Origin of the sequence: Streptomyces sp. NBC_01571 (assembly GCF_026339875.1) — a bacterium.
GTDB lineage: Bacteria > Actinomycetota > Actinomycetes > Streptomycetales > Streptomycetaceae > Streptomyces.
Window position 1 is genome coordinate 1,068,304 of record NZ_JAPEPZ010000001.1, and the last position, 16,734, is coordinate 1,085,037.

The following is a 16,734-nucleotide window of genomic DNA, read 5'->3' on the forward strand; positions in this document are numbered from 1 at the left end:
CATGAACCCTCAGGCGGGCGGCGGCTTGACGGTGTACGAGGAGGCGCGTGCGCTGCTGGACTGGGGCTTCGCGTCCGCCGGGCACGTCGATCCCGTCGGGTCGATCCTCGCGGCCCGGACCCCTGCGCTGCCGAGGCCGGCCGCACCCAACCCACCCACACTCCCGGACAACGACGGCGCCGACGTCGGCTGGCCGGAGACGGCCGGGATCATGGGCGCCGCCGGCCTCGGCGCCGGCGGAGTGGCCTTCGCCCTGCGGCTCAGGAACGGGCGGACCGGCCGCGGCTGACCCACCGGCAGCCACAGCAGGAGGCCCAGCGTGATCCACGTATAGGCGTTGCTGCCGAGGAATCCGTCGAGTCCGGAGGCGTCGTCGAACCACAACCACACCACGCTGCTGCACAGGACCGCGTACAGGACGGCCGCGACCCGCGTACGGTGCCGGTGCAGCAGCACCGCGAAGGACGGCAGCAGCCAGACGAGGTGGTGCACCCAGGTGATCGGACTGACCAGGCAGGCGGCGAGTCCGGTGAGGGCGAACGCGCCCGCCCAGTCCTCGGCCGCCACCGCCCGCGACGCCCGCCACGCCCACACGCTCAGGGCCAGCAGGACCGCCGTCGCCCAGGCGGCCCTGCTCGGTTCACCCGGCACCGCGAGCCGGGCCAGGACGCCCTGGAGCGACTGGTTGGAGACGTAGTCGAGACGTCCGATGCGGCCTGTGTCCCACAGCGCCTCGGTCCAGTAGACACGCGACGGGCCCGGCGCCGCCCACGCCGCCAGAGCGGTGGCGCCCGCGGTGACGGCCGTCGCGACCCCCGCCGCCCGCCAGCGCCGCGCGAGCAGCAGCAGACCGATGAAGATCGCGGGGGTGAGCTTGACGGCCGCGGCCAGACCGATGCCGACGCCCGCCCGGCGGCCCCGTCCGGTGGACAGCAGCCACGCGTCGCTCAGTACGAGGGCCAGCAGCAGCAGGTTCACCTGCCCGAAGCTGAAGGTGTCACGGACGGGTTCGAACAGGGCGAGAACGCAGCCGACGAGGGCGAAGCCGAACCACCCGTAGCGGCGCAGCGCCGGCCCGACGAGGATCCACACCACGGCGGCCAGCGCCACGAGGTTGAGCAGCAGCGCGAGCGCGATCGCCGTGCGCTCCCCCACCAGTGCCATCGGAAGCATGGTGAGGGCCGCGAACGGTGGATAGGTGAAACCGTACGTCGTCCCGGGCAGCAGGTAGTCGTAGATGCCGCCGCCGTGATGGGTCCAGGCGTCGACGGTGCCGTAGTACACACGCAGGTCGAACCAGTCGCGCAGCAGCGGCACGGTGGCGGTGAACACAGCGACGGCGGTGGCGAGTACGCACACGAGCAGCAGTCGCCGGCCGCCGCTCTCCGGCAGCCTCACGCGGTCCCTCCCAGCATCGGGGGCCGTGACTCCGACAGAGCCGCCTGACGGGCCTGCCAGAGGACGACGAGGGCGAGCGCTCCGCCGGAGACGGCCAGCACCACCTGGCCCACGTCCGCGGGCGCGCCGCTCGGCAGCACGGCGAGCGCGAGCACTCCGCTGACTGCCGCGACGCGGTGGCGTACCGAACCGTTCGGTGCCGCGGCGGCGATCAGGAACAGGCCCCACAGGGCGTACCAGGGGCGGATCGCCGGGCCGAACACGGCGACCGCGCCCAGGCTGAGCCCGAGCGCGTAGATGGGGCCCGGCCGCAGGCGCAGCCAGATGAACAGCACGACGAGCACGGTCACGACCAGTCCGGTCGCGTGCCAGACGGGCATGGCGAGCGGTGCGAGGCCGCTGCCGAGGTCCCCCAGCACGGCGGCGGTGCCCCGGCCGAGCAGGCTGGTGAGCGACCAGTTGTGCGGGGAGACCGGGGTCTTCAGGGCCGCTATCCAGCCGTATCCGGTGCCCGCCGCCGCGGTGGCCGCGACAGTGGTGGCGAGCGCGACGACCGCGGTGGTCAGGACGGTCCGCGCCGCGCCGCGCCGCCCGCGAATTGCCACGACCGCCAGCAGGCCGAGCGCGGCGGGCGCCTTGACCAGGGCGGCGAGGGTGATGAGGACGATGCCCACGACGTGCCATCGGCCGCGTGCGGCGACCAGGCCGACCCCGAGCAGCCCGAGCATGATGGCGTCGTTGTGCGCGCCGGCCACCAGGTGCAGCAGGACGAGCGGGTTGAGCGCGCCGAGCCACAGCGCCGCGGCCGGATCGGCACCGCTGTGCCGGGCCAGCCGGGGCAGCGCCGCCGCCATCAGCGCGACACCGAGCAGGGCGACCAGGCGCATGCCGAGCAGTCCGGCCGGTATCTCGCCGCGGGTCAGGCCGGACAGCGCGGAGGCGACGGCGAGGAAGACCGGGCCGTACGGGGTGGTGGTCTGCTGCCACACGGGTGCCACCTCGTCGGCGAGCGGGCCGCCGAGTTGTGCGGGCCCGTGCGCGTAGACGTCGATGTGCGCGTCGACCATGGCGCCTTGCGCGAGGTAGCTGTACACGTCCCTGCTGAACAGCGGCGGGGCGAGCAGCAGCGGAGCCGCCCACGCGGCCAGCACCAGCAACAGGGCGCGCGGGGTGGGCGGTTCGGGGCCGCGTACGACGGTGCCGAGCAGTGCCCACGCGGCTATCAGCAGGACGACGCCGAAATACACGCCGACCAGCCCGAGCACCGCACGGCTGGAGCCGGGGGCGAGGAGATCGTGCGCGGGCAGGGCGCCGGCCGTCTCACCGCCCAGCGCGAGGAAGGCGGTGCCGGCCAGGCCCAGAGCCTGGCAGCGGCGGAGATCGACGGGGTAAGCCTTGGCCAACACTTGGAAAGCGTGTCAAGGGCGGGTGGCCGGAAAGCGACGTGGTGACCTCCGGGCGGGGGCAGTCGAGTTACCTCCGTGTGGCGTGCCGGGGCGGCGCGGCTCGTCGCGGGGATTCCCGTGCCTTCCGGAGGGACGGGCACGTCGCTCCTCGCGGGCCGGCCCACGAACTCAGAACACCGACAGTCCGGTCAGCGTGGTGAAGCGGTCCAGGGCCGCCACCCCGGCGACCGAGTTGCCCCGCTCGTCCAGGCCCGGGCTCCAGACGCACAGGGTGCAGCGTCCCGGGACCACCGCGATGATGCCGCCGCCGACGCCGCTCTTGCCGGGCAGGCCGACCCGGTAGGCGAATTCGCCGGCCGCGTCGTACGTGCCGCAGGTGAGCATCACCGCGTTGACCTGCTTGGCCTGACTGCGGGTGAGCAGCCGGGAGCCGTCGGCCCTGATGCCGTGCCGGGCCAGGAAGCCGGTGGCGAGCGCCAGGTCGGCGCAGGACGCCTCGATCGAGCACTGCCGGAAGTACTGGTCGAGGAGGACCGGCACCGGGTTGTCGATGTTGCCGTACGACGCCATGAAGTGGCCGAGGGCCGCGTTGCGGTCGCCGTGCCTGGCCTCCGAGGCGGCCACCTCCTTGTCGAAGGTGAGGGCGGCGTTGCCGCTCTCGGCGCGCAGGAATCCGAGCAGGGTGCCCGCCGCGTCGCCGGTCCGGGTCTGCAGCCGGTCGGTGACGACGAGGGCACCGGCGTTGATGAACGGATTGCGCGGGATGCCGTTCTCGTATTCGAGCTGCACGAGCGAGTTGAAGGGGTTGCCCGAGGGTTCGCGGCCCACGTGCTCCCACAGCTCGTCGCCCTCGCGGGCCAGGTCGAGGGCGAGGGTGAAGACCTTGGTGATGGACTGGGTGGAGAACGGCCGGCGCCAGTCCCGGACCCCGTACACCGTGCCGTCGAGCTCCGCCACGGCCATGCCGAAGCGCCGGGGGTCGCAGGCGGCCAGCGCCGGGATGTAGTCGGCGGACCGTCCGTGGCCGGGTGTCTGTTCGATCTCGGTGGCGATGCGTTCCAGGACCGGCAGGAACGTCGGGGAGGACAGCGACGCGGACATGATCACCATTGTGCCGCCCGTGCGGTCCGGTTGCCCATCGGCTCGGGCCGGGCGTGGGGTGCCGCCGTCCGCGGCCGCTTCGGGCCGGTGCGCAGCGACCGGCCGACCGGCGGCCGACGGCGCCTCCTGCGGGCCGAGTTCGGCGACGCCGTGCTCTGCGACGCCGTGGTGGGCAACGCCGTGGTCTGCGACGCCGTGGTCTGCAGCGAGGCCTCCTCGGCGGCACCTTCGCGGGGTATGAGGTCACGGACAGGACGGCGTGACCTCACGCCCCGCTGTGGTCAGCTGCTGAGGGTGCCCGTCGCGAGCAGTCCGAGCAGCGCCACCCCGATCACGATCCGGTAGATCACGAAGGCGTTGAAGGAGTGCTTGGCCACGAACTTCAGCAGCCAGGCGATCGAGCCGTAGGCGACCACGAACGACACGATCGTGCCGACGGCCAGCGGCGCGGCACCCACGCCGGTGCCCAGGGCGTCCTTCAGCTCGTAGAGACCGGCACCGGTCAGGGCCGGGATGCCGAGGAAGAAGGAGAGCCGGGTCGCGGCCACCCGGTCCAGGTCGAGAATGAGCGCGGTCGACATCGTGGCGCCGGAGCGCGAGAAGCCCGGGAAGAGCAGCGCGAGGATCTGCGAACTGCCCACCAGCATCGCGTCCTTGAACGAGGTGTCGTCCTCGCCGCGCTTGTGCCGGCCCATCTGGTCGGCCACCCACATCACGCCGCTGCCGACGATCAGTGAGGCCGCGACCACCCACAGCGAGGCCAGCGGCCCCTCGATGAGCGGCTTCGCCGCCAGGCCGACCACGACGATCGGGATCGTCGCGTAGATCACCCACCAGGCGAACTTGTAGTCGTGGTGCTGACGCTCCTCCTTGTCGCGCAGTCCGCGGCCCCAGGCGGAGACGATCCGCACGATGTCCTTGAAGAAGTACACGAGCACGGCGGCGATGGCGCCGACCTGGATGACCGCCGAGAACCCGACGACGGCGTCGTCGTCGACGGGGATGTTCATCAGCCCCTCGGTGATCTTGAGATGGCCGGTGGAGGAGACGGGGAGGAATTCGGTCACTCCCTCGACGACTCCGAGGACGACGGCCTGACCGACGTTGATGACGCTCATGGAATCCAGTTCTGAGGAGTTGGTCGACAGTGCTGTAGACAGTCTTACTATGCCCGGGTCGCACGCAAGGCCTAGGCCCACACGGCTTGCGCGAGCGAAACCCCCGCGAATGCCGCGCCGAGCCCGGCCGCCACGCTCACGATCACGTTCGCCGCAGCGTAGAACCCCGCTCCGGTCTCGGTCAGCCGTAGTGTCTCGTACGAGAACGTGGAGTACGTGGTCAGTGCCCCGCACAGACCGGTACCGAGGAACAGCTGAAGGTGTTGGCCCGCCGCCCCCGCGGCGACCGCGCCGGTCAGCAGGCCGAGCACCAGACAGCCGGCCACGTTGACCGCGAAGGTGCCCCAGGGGAAGACGGTGTCGTGCCGGGTCTGCACCGCACGGTCGGTCAGGTAGCGCAGGGGCGCGCCGAGCATCCCGCCGACGATCACCAGCAGCCAGTTCACAACTACTTCTTACCTTCCCTGCCCGTTTTGCCGGACTCGGCGTCGCGGCCCACGTACCGGACGACCTCGCAGTCGTCGAGGATCACCAGCCCTTCCACGACGAGTTCGTCGAGCTGGGGGAGGAAGGCGCGGACGCGTTCCTCGTCGTCCACGAGCACGATCGCCACCGGGAGGTCCTCGCTCAGCGACAGCAGCCGTGAGGTGTGGATCAGCGAGGAGGCGCCGAAGCCCTCGATACCACGGAAGACACTGGCGCCGGCCAGGCCCGCCGCGCGGGCGCGGTGCACGATCTCCGCGTAGAGCGGCTTGTGGTGCCAGGTGTCGTTCTCGCCGATGAAGATCGTCACGCGCAGGGCACTGCCTGTCAGCCGGGTCATCGCCGCCTCCCCGCCAGCGCACGGCGGGTCACCGTGACCGCGGCCCATACCGCCGCCAGGGCCGCGAACAGGGTCGCCGCGAGGTAGCCGAACGCGGTCGCGGGGTGCCCCCCGTCCAGAAGTCTCTGGACGTCGACGGCGTAGGTCGAGAAGGTGGTGAACCCGCCGAGCACCCCGGTGCCGAAGAAGGGCCGCACCAGCCGGTGGGCCGCCCACACGTCGGTGATGACGACCATGAAGACGCCGATCACGGCGCAGCCGACGACGTTCACCCAGAACGTGGTCCAGGGGAAGCCGCCGGTCTCCACGGGCCACAGCCGGGCCGCCCCGTACCGGGCGGTGGCGCCGAGGGCGCCGCCGAGCGCGACCATCGCCACCACCGGCCCCTGGCCGTCCCAGGAGGACGCGCGGCGGGCGGACGGGCGTACGGGAGCGTCGGGTGTGCCGACTCGCTCGGGGTGCGGGACTGTCATGGACGTACTTCTCCTACTCGCCGGGCCCCAGGGGGCACACGTCATCGCAAGTAGGGACCGTTGGCGGCAGCCGCGCCGCGGTTCGGGTACGGCGGGCCCCACCGCCGCGCCGCGACACAAGATCGCGGCCGGTGAACAGCCTACCGCCGGTGACGGTGGCCCCGCACACCCGGACCGGTCACGTGCGGCCGGTGCCGGGCGGCAGGTCGCACACCGCGATCCCCCGTTCCCAGATGCTTCCCAGCACCAGGCGGCCATCCGCCACGCACACGCTGGTGACCATGCGGAACCGTGCGTGGCGGCGTTCCAGACGGTGGACGACGCGGCCCTCGTCGTCGACCGCGACAACCCCGGTGGTGCCCGGCGGCCGGAACGGCGCGCGCACCGCGACGCCGGCTGCCGCGTGGCGCAGAGCGGGGCCGCGGCGGTGCAGGAGCTCCAGGGCGGGGACGCGGGGACCGGCCAGCGCCACCCAGATCGGGCCGCCGGGTTCGCGCCAGAGGTTGTCCGGCTGTCCCGGCAGGTCCTCGGCGAAGATGTCGGCGCGACCCGCGGCCGGACCGGTGAGCCGGACCCGGGTGAGACGCCGGGCGCCGGTCTCCGCGACGACCAGGAAGGACTCGTCGGCGGCCGACGCGAGACCGTTGGCGAACTGCAGCCCCTCCACCACCACGTCGGGTTCCGTGGCGCCGGGAGCCAGGCGCAGCAGCATGCCCGTACCGGTGTGTTCGACCAGGTCTCCGATCCACTGGTCCAGCGGATAGCGGCGGCTGGAGACGGTGAAGTAGACGGTGCCGTCCGTGAGCGCGATCGCGTTGCTGCAGAAACGCAGCGGTGCGCCGGCCACGGTGTCCGCCAGGACACGTACGGTGCCGTCGCGGACGCCGACCCCGAGCAGTCCGCGTCGGGCGTCGCAGACCAGCAGGTCGCCGTCCGGGAGGAGTTCGAGCCCGAGGGGCCGGCCGCCGGTCCGCGCGATCACCCGGACCCGGACGCGGGCGGGGTCCGCGAGTCCCTCGACGCGCAGGACACGGCCGTCCTCGACGCCGGTCAGGATCCCGCCGTGCGGGTCGGCCACCACGTCCTCGGGGCCGTGACCGCCGAGGGACACGCAGTGGCGTGGCACGAGTGCCGTGGGGCGGCCGGAGTTCCGGGTGTGCGTCATAGGGGCCTCCGTACCCCTGTCGGCCTTTCTCGAACAGGAGCCGGACCTCGGCCGGACCTCGGCGGTGCGGTGGTCGTCGCGCGGCGGAGGTCCGTGAGGGGTCTCGGGGACCTTCACGGGGCGAGGCCACGCCGGTTGGGGCCGGCGCACGAGTTCACGGCCGGCCGGCCGGTCCACCGACGCACGGTGCGTTCGTCGCCTTCGACCTGATGGCACAGGGGGTGCCGGTGCGCTGCACGGAGCCGGCCGCCGGGTCCCGCAGGACGAGCGGTGGGCGGCTTCGACGACTCCCCGCCGCCACACGTCCCTCCGGCAGTCTTCGGACCGGCTCGGCAGCGGGACGGAGGTGCTGCTCGCGAGGACCGGTGGCGAGGATCCGGCCGCGGTGATCCTGCCGACCGAGCCGGTGCGGCGCGGCTCGACCTGAGCCACCGCCCGCGTCGGAACTCCCCGGCACGGGCGTGGCGCCCGCGGGTGTCGGCGCGCCCGCCCTCTCCGTGGCGACCGGTCAGGATTCGAGAAGCCATCGGGCACTCCCCCGTCCTAGCGTGGAGGAGCCGGCGCAGCCCGTCGGCCGACAGCCAACGACACGCATCACCAGGGAGTCGCCATGACCGCCGGTCTGAAAACCATCATCTACCCCGTCAAGGACCTCGCACGGGCGAAGGCCATGTTCGCCGGACTGCTGGGGGCGGAACCGTACGCGGACACCGCCTACTACGTCGGGTTCAAGGACGCCGGGCAGGACGTGGGCCTCGATCCCAACGGGCACGCCAAGGGAATGACCGGGCCGGTTCCGTTCTGGCACGTCGACGACATCAGGGCCGCGCTCGCCGGGCTGCTGGAGGCCGGGGCCGAGACGCTGCAGGAGGTCCAGGACGTGGGCGGCGGCAGGCTGATCGCCTCGGTCAAGGACCCGGACGGCAACCTCGTCGGGCTCCTCCAGGACGCGCCCGGCGCATAGTCACGGACACGCCCTTGCCGTATTGATGCAACTGCACTGGTTGCACACTCAACGAACGGCGGCGCCTCTGTTACCGTGCAGACATGGCAGCGAACACGGTGGATGAGGTCCGGCTCGAGGACCGGTGGCGGGACATCCTGTCCGTGCACGCGCGCACCATGTGCGAGATCGACCGCGCGCTGCATCCGCACGGTCTGGGAGCCAGCGACTTCGAGGTGCTGGACATCCTCGCCTCCGGCGAGCTCTCGCACGCGGGTGAGCACTGCCGGGTGCAGAACATCGCCGACCGCGTCCATCTCAGCCAGAGCGCCCTGTCCCGCCTGATCGGGCGGCTGGAGAAGGACGGTCTGGTGCAACGCACGGTGTGTGCGGAGGACCGGCGCGGAGTGTGGGTCGCGCTCACCGGCAAGGGCCGCGACCTGCACGCCGAGGTGCGCCCGCTGCAGCGCGCCGTCCTCGCCCGCACCCTGGCCGGCTGAGGCTGTCCTTCGCGGACTCCTCCGGCACGGCTACGGGGCGGCCGGGGGCAGCGCCGCATCGCCGTCGCCCGGGCGGCGGTCGACCGGCCGGGCCGGCGGGATGGGCGTGGTGGCGAAGTCCCGTGTCCCGGTCCACAGCGCGGGGACCGCGTCGCCGCGGCGGCACAACTCGTAGGCGATCGCCTCGTAGTTGACCCGCCAGCCGCGGAAGTGCGGCCATGCCTCCCGCGCCGTCCGCTCGGCGGGGAAGCCCGCTGCCCGCACCATGGACACCGCCGCGTCGAACTCCGCGAAGGACAGCTGGATCGGAGTGTCCGGGGCGGGGTCGGCGTCGTAGGCGAAACGCAGCGAGCGCGCGATGTCGCGCAGTGCGGTGAAACCCGCGCGCAGGACCAGGCGGGCTTCGGGCGGGGCGCTGCCCGGGGTGAGGGAGAGGTGCAGGGCGGCCGCGTCCATGACGGAGACGAGACCGACGATCCAGCTGCGGTACGGCCGCGGGGAGCGGAACGCCAGCAGGACCGGATACGTGGAGTGGCTCTCGCCGATGTCGGAGGCGAGCCGCTCCCAGGAGCGGTACAGCTCGGGCAGCGCGGTCTCGGTGTCCACCAGCCACTGCCGGGCCAGGATCTCCGGACCCCAGGCGGGTTCGCCCGCGCGCGACTGGAGCAGGGTCACCTCCAGTTCGCGGCGGTTGTAGGCCGCGTACAGGGTGGGCAGGTACGCGATCTGGAGGGCGATCACGACCGGTCCGGTAGCCGCCGCGAGGAAGTCCACGACGGACAGGTGCAGACGGTCACCGCTGGCGAAACCGAGCGTGAACAGGCTCGATCCGGCCTCCCGTACGGACTGGGTCCAGGTGAGCGCGGAGAGGGCGTGCAGCAGCAGTCCGAAGCCGAGCAGGGCGCCGCCGAGCCAGCTCGCGAGCATGCCGACCAGCATGAGCGGGGCCAGCCAGGTCTGTGCGCGGTCGATGGCGTCGTAGCCGCCGGGGGCCGCCAGGCGCAGCAGCAGACGCAGCCCGCGCCACCAGCGGATCACCAGCGAGGAGTAGAGCCCTCGCGGCACCACGAGGGTGCGCAGGATGCTGGCGAGCACCAGGACGAGAAGCAGTCCGCCGGCGACGCCCGAGATCCAGTTCATGCGGCCATTGTCACGCCCGGTACGGGCCGGCCGGCGCTACGGACCCGGTGTCCACGGACGTCCGAGACGTCCGCGCGGGCCGGCGCCGCTCATGGCGACGGCGCGGGCAGGCCCTCCACCCGTGTCTCGTCGAGGGCCCGTCGCCGCGTCGCTCCGGGTCAGGCGCCCGGGCGGGCCAGGAGGGTGCGGACGCCCTCGGAGGTGAGGGTCAGACCGTGCGGCGAGCTCGCGTCGATGGTGAGCGCCAGATCGCCGGACGGCCACTGGGAGGCCAGCGCGCCCAGGGGAACCATCCGGTAGCGGGAGACGAAGGGCAGCAGACCGGCCATCTCCAGTTCCGAGGTGAAGACCGGTACCACCTGCTCCCCGTCCGGCTGGTCGAGGACAGGCAGCGCCACGGCCGCGGGATCGGTGGCGTCCTGCTCGCTCACGTCGTCCGGCACGGGAACCAGCACCTCGCTGCCGGCCAGCGTGTCCAGTGCCACCGTGTCGCGGGTGTTCTCCGCGAGGGTGTCCAGGGCCCGCTGGGCCGGGGTCGCGGGCGTGGGCCGGTGGTGGTCGTTCGAGGGTGTGTCCATGGCAGATCCCCATGAGTAGCGGACGGACCGCCCGGAATGTGATCCGTTCCGGGCGCGGTTCCCGTCGCGCGTACCCGTCCACGGCCGGGACATGCCTCCGCGACCGGTCGTTCGTGGTGCTCAGGGGATCAGCGGGACGTCGTACGAGGGCAGGCCGAGGTGGTCGCGGCCGACGCGCCGGGCGAGCGGTTCCGCCATGGTGGGTCCGACACCACGTCACCCACGTCACCGGCGGGCTCGCCACCGTGGCGGGCGTGACCTGGTGCGACGTACCCGCTGCGGCCGATCTCGGCCGTTCGCCACCGTGCTCGCCCGTCGGGCCGGACGGCGGCCCGGACCTGTGTCAGCGCGCCGTGCGCGACTGACGCGAGGCGTCCGAGGACGGAATCATGATCGCCCGACTGGCCAGGAACGTGAACGGCACGGCCACGGCCGAGGCGAGCAGCGCCGCGGTCCGGGACCCGCAGTGGCCCACCTCGACCAGGAAGTGCAGGGCGAGCGTGGAGACGACGAGGTTGGTGACGGTGGCCAGCGGGAAGCGCACGAACTTCCGCAGCGTGGGACGCGTCCGGTAGGTGAACCGCGCGTTGAGGAAGAACGAGACGACCGTGGCCCCGGCGAACGCCACGAGGTGGGCGGCCAGGTAGGGAAGGACCGTCAGCAGTGTGAGGTAGAAGCCGTAGTACGCCGCGGTGTTGGCCACGCCGACCATGGCGAACCTGAGGAACTGGCCGCCCATCAGCCGCTGCCGGTGGCGCGCCGGGGCGGCGCGGACGGCGGCCGTCGGTCGAGACGTCGAGAGAAAAGTCCGATCATGTCCTCATCATTGAAGCAGAGCCGGGGAGCGTCCCCGCGCACTCCCCTCCCCCGCCGCGACGGCGCGGCCCGGAAAACCGCGGGCCGTCGCCGCCCCGGGCGATTACAGTCGGCGTTCTCATTTCCGGACCCGTGCCGTGACCGGGCCGCGCCGTTTTCCACCGGGGGACAGAGCACCATGGGGTCCGAAAATTCAGGCCTGCCCGTCAGGGGTGCGCGCGTGCACTATCCGCGCACCCCGCATCTGGCCTGGTCACCGGGGGCGACCTCGGACGACGTACGGGTGACGGACCTGGCGGGCCTGCGGGACCTGGAGGTGGTGGTCACCGAGAAGCTCGACGGGGAGAACACCACCCTCTACGCCGACGGACTGCACGCCAGATCGCTCGACTCGGCGCACCATCCCTCGCGGGCGTGGGTGAAGGCTCTGCAGGGACGGATCGGCGCGGCCCTCCCGCCGGGGTGGCGGGTGTGCGGCGAGAACCTGTACGCGCGGCACTCGATCGCGTACACCGGACTCGACAGCTGGTTCTACGGGTTCTCCGTCTGGGACGGCGACCGGTGCCTGGACTGGGACCGGACGGTGCGGTTCCTGCGGCGGCTGGGCGTGCCGGTGCCGCGGGTGCTGTGGCGGGGGGTCCTCGACGAGCGGGCCGTACGGGCGCTGCGCGTCCTGCGGCTGGATCCCGCCCGGCAGGAGGGGTACGTCGTACGGACCGTCGAAGGGTTCGGACACGAGGAGTTCGGCCGCCGGGTGGCCAAGTGGGTGCGGCCAGGGCACGTGCGGACCGACACGCACTGGATGCACGCCGAAGTGGTGGCCAACGGGCGGGGCACGGCCGCCGCGCTGTGGGACGTGCGGTCGGGCGCGGCCCCCGACGCCCGGGCGCTCGCGGCGGCGACGGGAACGGGTTCCCATTCGGGGACGGCAACGGGCTCGGGCTCGGGAACGGCGACGGGTTCGGGTGCGGGGACGGGAGCGACGACGGGCTCGGCTTCGGGGACGGGAGCGGCAACGGCGGCCGCGGGCTCGGGAACGGCCGAGGAGGCACCCGTCGGTGAAGCCGTCGTCGCGGAGGTGTCCGCCAGGCTCGATGTGCTGGGGCGGACCGGGGACGCCCGGCTGACGGGGGTGCTCGCCGCCCTGCTGCACGGTCGGCGCCGTGCCCGGCTGGCTCCCCGGCTGGCCGGACCGCTCGGCATGCCGTCGGCACGGCGGGTCGCGGACCTGGTCGGACTCCAGTCCCTGCTGCACCGTCCGTACCCCGACGAGCAACGACGTGCCGGACTGGGACGCATGGCCGTCGCGGCCGACCTGGGTGTACTGCACGCGGTCGCCGCGGCCGTCGCCGTCACCGAGGGTGCCGCGGCGCGCGAACAGGTCGACTGGTCCGCGCTGCACGCGGAGGAGGCGGGCCTCCTCGGGGAGGAACCGTTCGAGCGTCTCCGCGCGAGCCTGCACGGTGCCCTCGACGGCCTCGGTGACGCCGATGTGGCCGACCGCTGCTGGGCGCAGGCGCGGGCGTCGTACGCCGCGGGCCACGTGGCCACCGCAGAGGCGGCCGTGGCGGCGACCTGGCGGCTGCGGAGCGGCGCGTTCCCCCGGCTGATCCATTTGGTGGGCCCGTCGGGCAGCGGCAAGAGCACGTTCGCCGCCGGCCTGCACGGGATCGACGGTCGGGTCTCCCTGGACGACCTGCGCTCGGCGCGCGGCTCACGCTCCGACCAGCGCGCCAACGCGGACGTCCTCCGCGAGGGCCTGCGACGGCTGGACTCCGCGCTCGCGGCCGGTCCCGCGACCGTGGTCTGGGACGCCACCTCGCTCGGCCGGCACCAGCGTTCCCTGGTGGACGCCGTGGCGCACCGTCGTGACGCGCTGATCACCCACGTGGTCGTGCTGGCCACGGACGACGAGCTGGCCGGGCGCAACGCCGAACGGGCGCACCCGGTGCCACCCGAGGTGCTCGAAGCACAGCTGCGCCGGTTCGACCCGCCCTACCCGGGCCAGGCGCACCGGACGTGGTACGTCGGCGCGGGCGGAACCGTGGACGACGTCGACGGCGCACTGGACGGGGGCGAGCGGTGATGCGTACCAGTGACGAGATCTACCACCGGGTCCGCTGGGACCCGCGCTTCGACCCGGCCCGTTTCGTGCTGGGCGTCAACCAGCGCGGGGCCGCCCCCAAGCGCGTCCCGCTGCCCGCCTTCGTGCCCGGGGGCGACATCCCCTGGCACCGGGTGCTGTTCGTCGAGGCGGACGGCGAGTTGGTGTGGGACCGGGCCACGGGCGTCGACCGTATCGACATGTCGTCCGCCGGCCGGGTGCGGGCCCCACGCCTTCTGCGGGCCCCGTTCTTCACGGCCGACACGCCGTACGGGTGGGACGACGCGGTGGCGCGGTGGCGAGCCCCCGAGGGACCGCCGGTCACGTCCGACGGTTCGCGGGTGTCGCCCCACCGTCTGCGGGTGCTGACCTGGAACACGCTGTGGGACCGCTACGACAGCGACCGCATCGACACCGACCGCCGCCGGCCCCTGCTGCTCGCGGCCCTGGAGGAAGCCGACGCCGACGTCATCGCGCTCCAGGAGGTCGAGGCCGGCCTGCTCGACCTGCTGCTGCGGGCTCCCTGGATCCGTGCCGCCTACACGGTGGGCTGCGACCCCCGCGGGAAACGGGTCGACGACACCGGGCTGCTGCTGCTCAGCCGGTTGCCCGTGCGGGAGGCCGGCCACCACGCGCTCGGGCCGCACAAGGCCGTCACCGCCCTCACGCTGGAGACGGCGTCCGGCCCGCTCGTCGTCGCCGCCACCCACCTCAGCAGCGACCACTCCGACAACGGCCCGGCCCGCCGCAAGGCCGAACTCGCGCGCGTCGCCGAGGGACTTGCCGACCTGGACGGTCCCCTGGTGCTGCTCGGCGACTTCAACGACGGCGGCGACGGCCCGGCCGGCCCCGCCGCCGCCCTCGGACTGCGGGACGCCTGGACCGAGGTGCGCGGGCCCGCCGACGGGAGCCCCACCTTCGACCCCGCCGTCAATCCGCTGGCCGCGATCTCCTCGCTGTCCGGCCGTTCCTCCCGGCTCGACCGGATCCTGCTGCGGGGCCGCGCGCTTCACCCGACGGACGCGGCCCTGCGGGGCGACTCCCCCGGCCCCGGCGGCCTGTACGTCTCCGACCACTTCGGCGTGGAGGCCGTGCTGAGCCTGGAGGGGGCGGGCGTCGTCGCGGCCCGCGACGGCGTCGGCTCCGCGGCGGATCCCGGCTCCGCGTACGACCCGGGGCCCGTCGGCGCCGACCACGCCGTCGACTCCATCGCCGCCCTCGACACCCTCGACCTCGCTCCGACCGCGCGGACGGCGGTGGCGTGGCTGCCGTCGGAGGATCTGTGGCCGGCGATCCAAGTACTCCGGCGGACGTACGACCCGCAGGCCCGGCGCTGGCCGCCGCACGTCAACCTGCTCTTCGGTTTCGTCCCTGAATCCGCGTTCGAGCGGGCCGTCCCGCTGCTGTCCCGGGCTGCGGCCACGACACCGCCGTTCGACATCCGGCTCGACGGCGTGCACACCTTCGGACACCGGGACGACGCCACGGTGTGGCTCGACCCGGCGGGAACCGACCCGGAGCCATGGGCGCGGCTGCGGGCCGCGCTGGAACGGCGGTTCCCGCGGTGCCGGGGCCGTGCCGAGGGATTCACCCCGCATCTGACCCTGGGTCGTGTCCAGGACCCGCGGCCGGTCGCCGCCGACTGCGTCGCGCGGCTCGGCTCCGCCGTGCCGGCCCGGGTCGGGCACCTCGTCCTGCTCTCCCGCCGGGGCGACGAACCGATGTGTCCGCGGGCGACGGTCGCGCTGGGCACCGGCGAGGTGCGGTGGCTGCCCGACCCGACCACCACGTCCACCACGTCCCCCATGGCCACGACGGCCGGCACGCTCGGCGCTGCTGCCGCGGCTGTGGCCGTGGACCCGGACGACCGTGGTGCCGAGCGCACCGCGCGGCGCCTCTCCGACGCCCTCGGCGAAGGCACCGTGCACGTCGTAGGGTCCCGGCGGATGGGCGGCGCGCTGCCCGGAGCGGATCTGGACCTGGTCGCGGCCCTGCCCGGCGTCGTCGGCATGACGGACGTCCTGGCTCGGGTGACCGGGGCTCTTCCGGACGCCGCCCGGGTACGGCAGGTGACCGGCGCCCGGGTGCCGGGGCTTCGGCTGAGCGTCGACGGACTCGGTGTCGACCTGAGCGTGGTCGCCACCGGTCCTCTCCCTCCCGCCGAAGCGGTGGACCACCGCGCCGAGCTGGGCGCGGCGGCCGCGACCGCGCTGAGCGCGGTCAGCGACGCGGACGCCGTACGGAGCGCCGTCGCCGGCCGGCACGCCGCGTTCGCCGGGCTGGCCGCGGAGGTCAAGGCCTGGGCGAAGGCACGCGGTCTCGACTCGGCGCCGTTCGGCGGGCTGCCGGGCCTCGCCTGGTCCGTCCTGGCGGCCCGTACGACCCGCGAGGCGGAGGTCCTGTCCCCGGCCGGACTGCTCCGGGACTTCTTCGGGACCTGGGCCGCATGGGACTGGCGCGAACCGGTCGGCCTCGATCCGGTCGGCCTGGAACCGACCGGGCCCGGTCCGACCGGCCTCGATCAGGCCGGCCACGAACCCTTCGGCCTCGTGGGTGCCGCGTTCGCACGGTCGCCCTCCGCGGTGTCGGTCATGACCCCGACCGACCCGGTCCGTCTCTGCACTTCACAGGTCGGTCCCGGCTTCCGCGACCTCCTGACGGACGAGCTGTACCGCGCCTGGGACATCCTGGAGACGGCCGCGCGGACCGGCGCGGATCCGCTGCCCGCACTGCTGTCTCCCCCGCCTCTGCACCGCCGGCACGCCGCGTGGCTGGTGGTGAGCGTACGTGCGGCCGGGACGGAGGAGTTCGAGCAGACCCGGGGTCGCGTGCGCGGGCGCGTAAGGGCGCTCCTCACTGCTCTGGAGGATGCCGGGACGCCCGACGCGCATGCCTGGCCCCACCCGTTCGGGGAGGGCACGGCGTCGGCGACGTACGCCATCGGCCTCGGCCGGAACCCGCTCGACGCGGCCCGGCTCGACGGGCTCACCCGGGGATGGGGCAGGGGGCTGCCCGGGGTCGTGACCGAGAGGGCGGAATGCGGTGACGTGCCCACCCTCCGCTGCCCCGCACACATTCTTCCTGCGCACCGGGAATGAGTCGGCTCTTCGAGGGAAACCCCCTTCATTTCTCGTCCGAGCGGGTTTGGGACGGTCCTCTCAGGTCAGCC

The 16,734-nt window shown here is 73.4% G+C and carries 15 protein-coding genes; 4 read left to right on the forward strand and 11 right to left on the reverse strand.

Annotated features, from left to right (window positions below):
• Positions 1 to 9: 9 nt before the first annotated feature.
• The 8 genes from OHB41_RS04930 to OHB41_RS04965 form a co-directional block, all read right to left on the reverse strand.
• On the reverse strand, positions 10 to 1,398 hold the full coding sequence (locus OHB41_RS04930; RefSeq protein WP_266696715.1) for a glycosyltransferase 87 family protein: 1,389 nt from the start codon (positions 1,396 to 1,398) through the stop codon (positions 10 to 12).
• Positions 1,395 to 2,804 (reverse strand): polyprenol phosphomannose-dependent alpha 1,6 mannosyltransferase MptB, encoded by a 1,410-nt coding sequence (mptB, locus tag OHB41_RS04935; protein WP_266696716.1) that lies wholly within the window; start codon positions 2,802 to 2,804, stop codon positions 1,395 to 1,397. Before mptB ends, OHB41_RS04930 begins: the two co-directional genes overlap by 4 nt.
• Before the next feature lie 168 nt (positions 2,805 to 2,972).
• The gene (locus OHB41_RS04940) at positions 2,973 to 3,914 is read right to left on the reverse strand and encodes a glutaminase (RefSeq protein WP_266696717.1); all 942 of its coding nucleotides are present in this window, start codon (positions 3,912 to 3,914) and stop codon (positions 2,973 to 2,975) included.
• A 272-nt stretch (positions 3,915 to 4,186) separates the two neighbouring features.
• On the reverse strand, positions 4,187 to 5,023 hold the full coding sequence (locus OHB41_RS04945; protein WP_266696718.1) for an undecaprenyl-diphosphate phosphatase: 837 nt from the start codon (positions 5,021 to 5,023) through the stop codon (positions 4,187 to 4,189).
• A 71-nt stretch (positions 5,024 to 5,094) separates the two neighbouring features.
• A complete protein-coding gene (gene crcB, locus OHB41_RS04950; protein WP_266696719.1) occupies positions 5,095 to 5,469 on the reverse strand; it encodes a fluoride efflux transporter CrcB in 375 nt (124 codons plus the stop codon).
• A gap of 2 nt (positions 5,470 to 5,471) precedes the next feature.
• Positions 5,472 to 5,846 carry a putative PII-like signaling protein gene (locus OHB41_RS04955; RefSeq protein WP_266696720.1) on the reverse strand — a complete coding sequence of 125 codons (375 nt, stop codon included), beginning with the start codon at positions 5,844 to 5,846 and terminating at the stop codon, positions 5,472 to 5,474.
• Positions 5,843 to 6,319, reverse strand: a complete 477-nt coding sequence (crcB, locus tag OHB41_RS04960; RefSeq protein WP_266696721.1) for a fluoride efflux transporter CrcB — start codon at positions 6,317 to 6,319, stop codon at positions 5,843 to 5,845. The genes OHB41_RS04955 and crcB (OHB41_RS04960) overlap by 4 nt, the downstream gene beginning before the upstream one ends.
• A gap of 178 nt (positions 6,320 to 6,497) precedes the next feature.
• Positions 6,498 to 7,484 (reverse strand): SMP-30/gluconolactonase/LRE family protein, encoded by a 987-nt coding sequence (locus OHB41_RS04965; RefSeq protein ID WP_266696722.1) that lies wholly within the window; start codon positions 7,482 to 7,484, stop codon positions 6,498 to 6,500.
• Positions 7,485 to 8,094: 610 nt separating this feature from the next.
• Between OHB41_RS04965 and OHB41_RS04970 the strand changes: the two genes are divergently transcribed.
• Together OHB41_RS04970 and OHB41_RS04975 are read left to right on the forward strand one after the other, a co-directional pair.
• Complete coding sequence (locus tag OHB41_RS04970) at positions 8,095 to 8,448, forward strand: VOC family protein (RefSeq protein ID WP_266696723.1); 354 nt, start codon at positions 8,095 to 8,097, stop codon at positions 8,446 to 8,448.
• 83 nt (positions 8,449 to 8,531) lie between these two features.
• Positions 8,532 to 8,927, forward strand: a complete 396-nt coding sequence (locus OHB41_RS04975; RefSeq protein ID WP_266696724.1) for a MarR family winged helix-turn-helix transcriptional regulator — start codon at positions 8,532 to 8,534, stop codon at positions 8,925 to 8,927.
• Between the two features lie 30 nt (positions 8,928 to 8,957).
• On the opposite strand, the gene OHB41_RS04980 is transcribed toward OHB41_RS04975, so the two are convergent.
• The 3 genes from OHB41_RS04980 to OHB41_RS04990 all read right to left on the reverse strand — a co-directional run bounded on the left by OHB41_RS04980 (position 8,958) and on the right by OHB41_RS04990 (position 11,384).
• Positions 8,958 to 10,067 (reverse strand): hypothetical protein, encoded by a 1,110-nt coding sequence (locus tag OHB41_RS04980; RefSeq protein WP_266696725.1) that lies wholly within the window; start codon positions 10,065 to 10,067, stop codon positions 8,958 to 8,960.
• Positions 10,068 to 10,225: 158 nt separating this feature from the next.
• A complete protein-coding gene (locus OHB41_RS04985) occupies positions 10,226 to 10,645 on the reverse strand; it encodes an SseB family protein (protein WP_266696726.1) in 420 nt (139 codons plus the stop codon).
• A gap of 343 nt (positions 10,646 to 10,988) precedes the next feature.
• Positions 10,989 to 11,384, reverse strand: coding sequence for a GtrA family protein (locus OHB41_RS04990; protein WP_266696727.1), 396 nt, complete (start codon positions 11,382 to 11,384; stop codon positions 10,989 to 10,991).
• Between the two features lie 255 nt (positions 11,385 to 11,639).
• Between OHB41_RS04990 and OHB41_RS04995 the strand changes: the two genes are divergently transcribed.
• Together OHB41_RS04995 and OHB41_RS05000 are read left to right on the forward strand one after the other, a co-directional pair.
• On the forward strand, positions 11,640 to 13,547 hold the full coding sequence (locus OHB41_RS04995; protein WP_266696728.1) for an RNA ligase family protein: 1,908 nt from the start codon (positions 11,640 to 11,642) through the stop codon (positions 13,545 to 13,547).
• On the forward strand, positions 13,547 to 16,663 hold the full coding sequence (locus OHB41_RS05000; protein ID WP_266696729.1) for a poly(A) polymerase: 3,117 nt from the start codon (positions 13,547 to 13,549) through the stop codon (positions 16,661 to 16,663). The genes OHB41_RS04995 and OHB41_RS05000 overlap by 1 nt, the downstream gene beginning before the upstream one ends.
• Positions 16,664 to 16,734 lie beyond the last annotated feature (71 nt).

Bases quoted from the DNA above. Each gene is read 5' to 3' on its own strand.
- OHB41_RS05000 (WP_266696729.1), top strand. From the start codon at position 13,547: ATGCGTACCAGTGACGAGATCTACCACCGGGTCCGCTGGGACCCGCGC.
- OHB41_RS04975 (WP_266696724.1), top strand. From the start codon at position 8,532: ATGGCAGCGAACACGGTGGATGAGGTCCGGCTCGAGGACCGGTGGCGG.
- OHB41_RS04945 (WP_266696718.1), bottom strand. From the start codon at position 5,023: ATGAGCGTCATCAACGTCGGTCAGGCCGTCGTCCTCGGAGTCGTCGAG.
- OHB41_RS04970 (WP_266696723.1), top strand. From the start codon at position 8,095: ATGACCGCCGGTCTGAAAACCATCATCTACCCCGTCAAGGACCTCGCA.
- OHB41_RS04990 (WP_266696727.1), bottom strand. From the start codon at position 11,384: ATGGGCGGCCAGTTCCTCAGGTTCGCCATGGTCGGCGTGGCCAACACC.
- OHB41_RS04985 (WP_266696726.1), bottom strand. From the start codon at position 10,645: ATGGACACACCCTCGAACGACCACCACCGGCCCACGCCCGCGACCCCG.
- OHB41_RS04965 (WP_266696722.1), bottom strand. From the start codon at position 7,484: ATGACGCACACCCGGAACTCCGGCCGCCCCACGGCACTCGTGCCACGC.
- OHB41_RS04995 (WP_266696728.1), top strand. From the start codon at position 11,640: ATGGGGTCCGAAAATTCAGGCCTGCCCGTCAGGGGTGCGCGCGTGCAC.
- OHB41_RS04940 (WP_266696717.1), bottom strand. From the start codon at position 3,914: ATGGTGATCATGTCCGCGTCGCTGTCCTCCCCGACGTTCCTGCCGGTC.
- OHB41_RS04980 (WP_266696725.1), bottom strand. From the start codon at position 10,067: ATGAACTGGATCTCGGGCGTCGCCGGCGGACTGCTTCTCGTCCTGGTG.
- OHB41_RS04955 (WP_266696720.1), bottom strand. From the start codon at position 5,846: ATGACCCGGCTGACAGGCAGTGCCCTGCGCGTGACGATCTTCATCGGC.
- crcB (WP_266696721.1), bottom strand. From the start codon at position 6,319: ATGACAGTCCCGCACCCCGAGCGAGTCGGCACACCCGACGCTCCCGTA.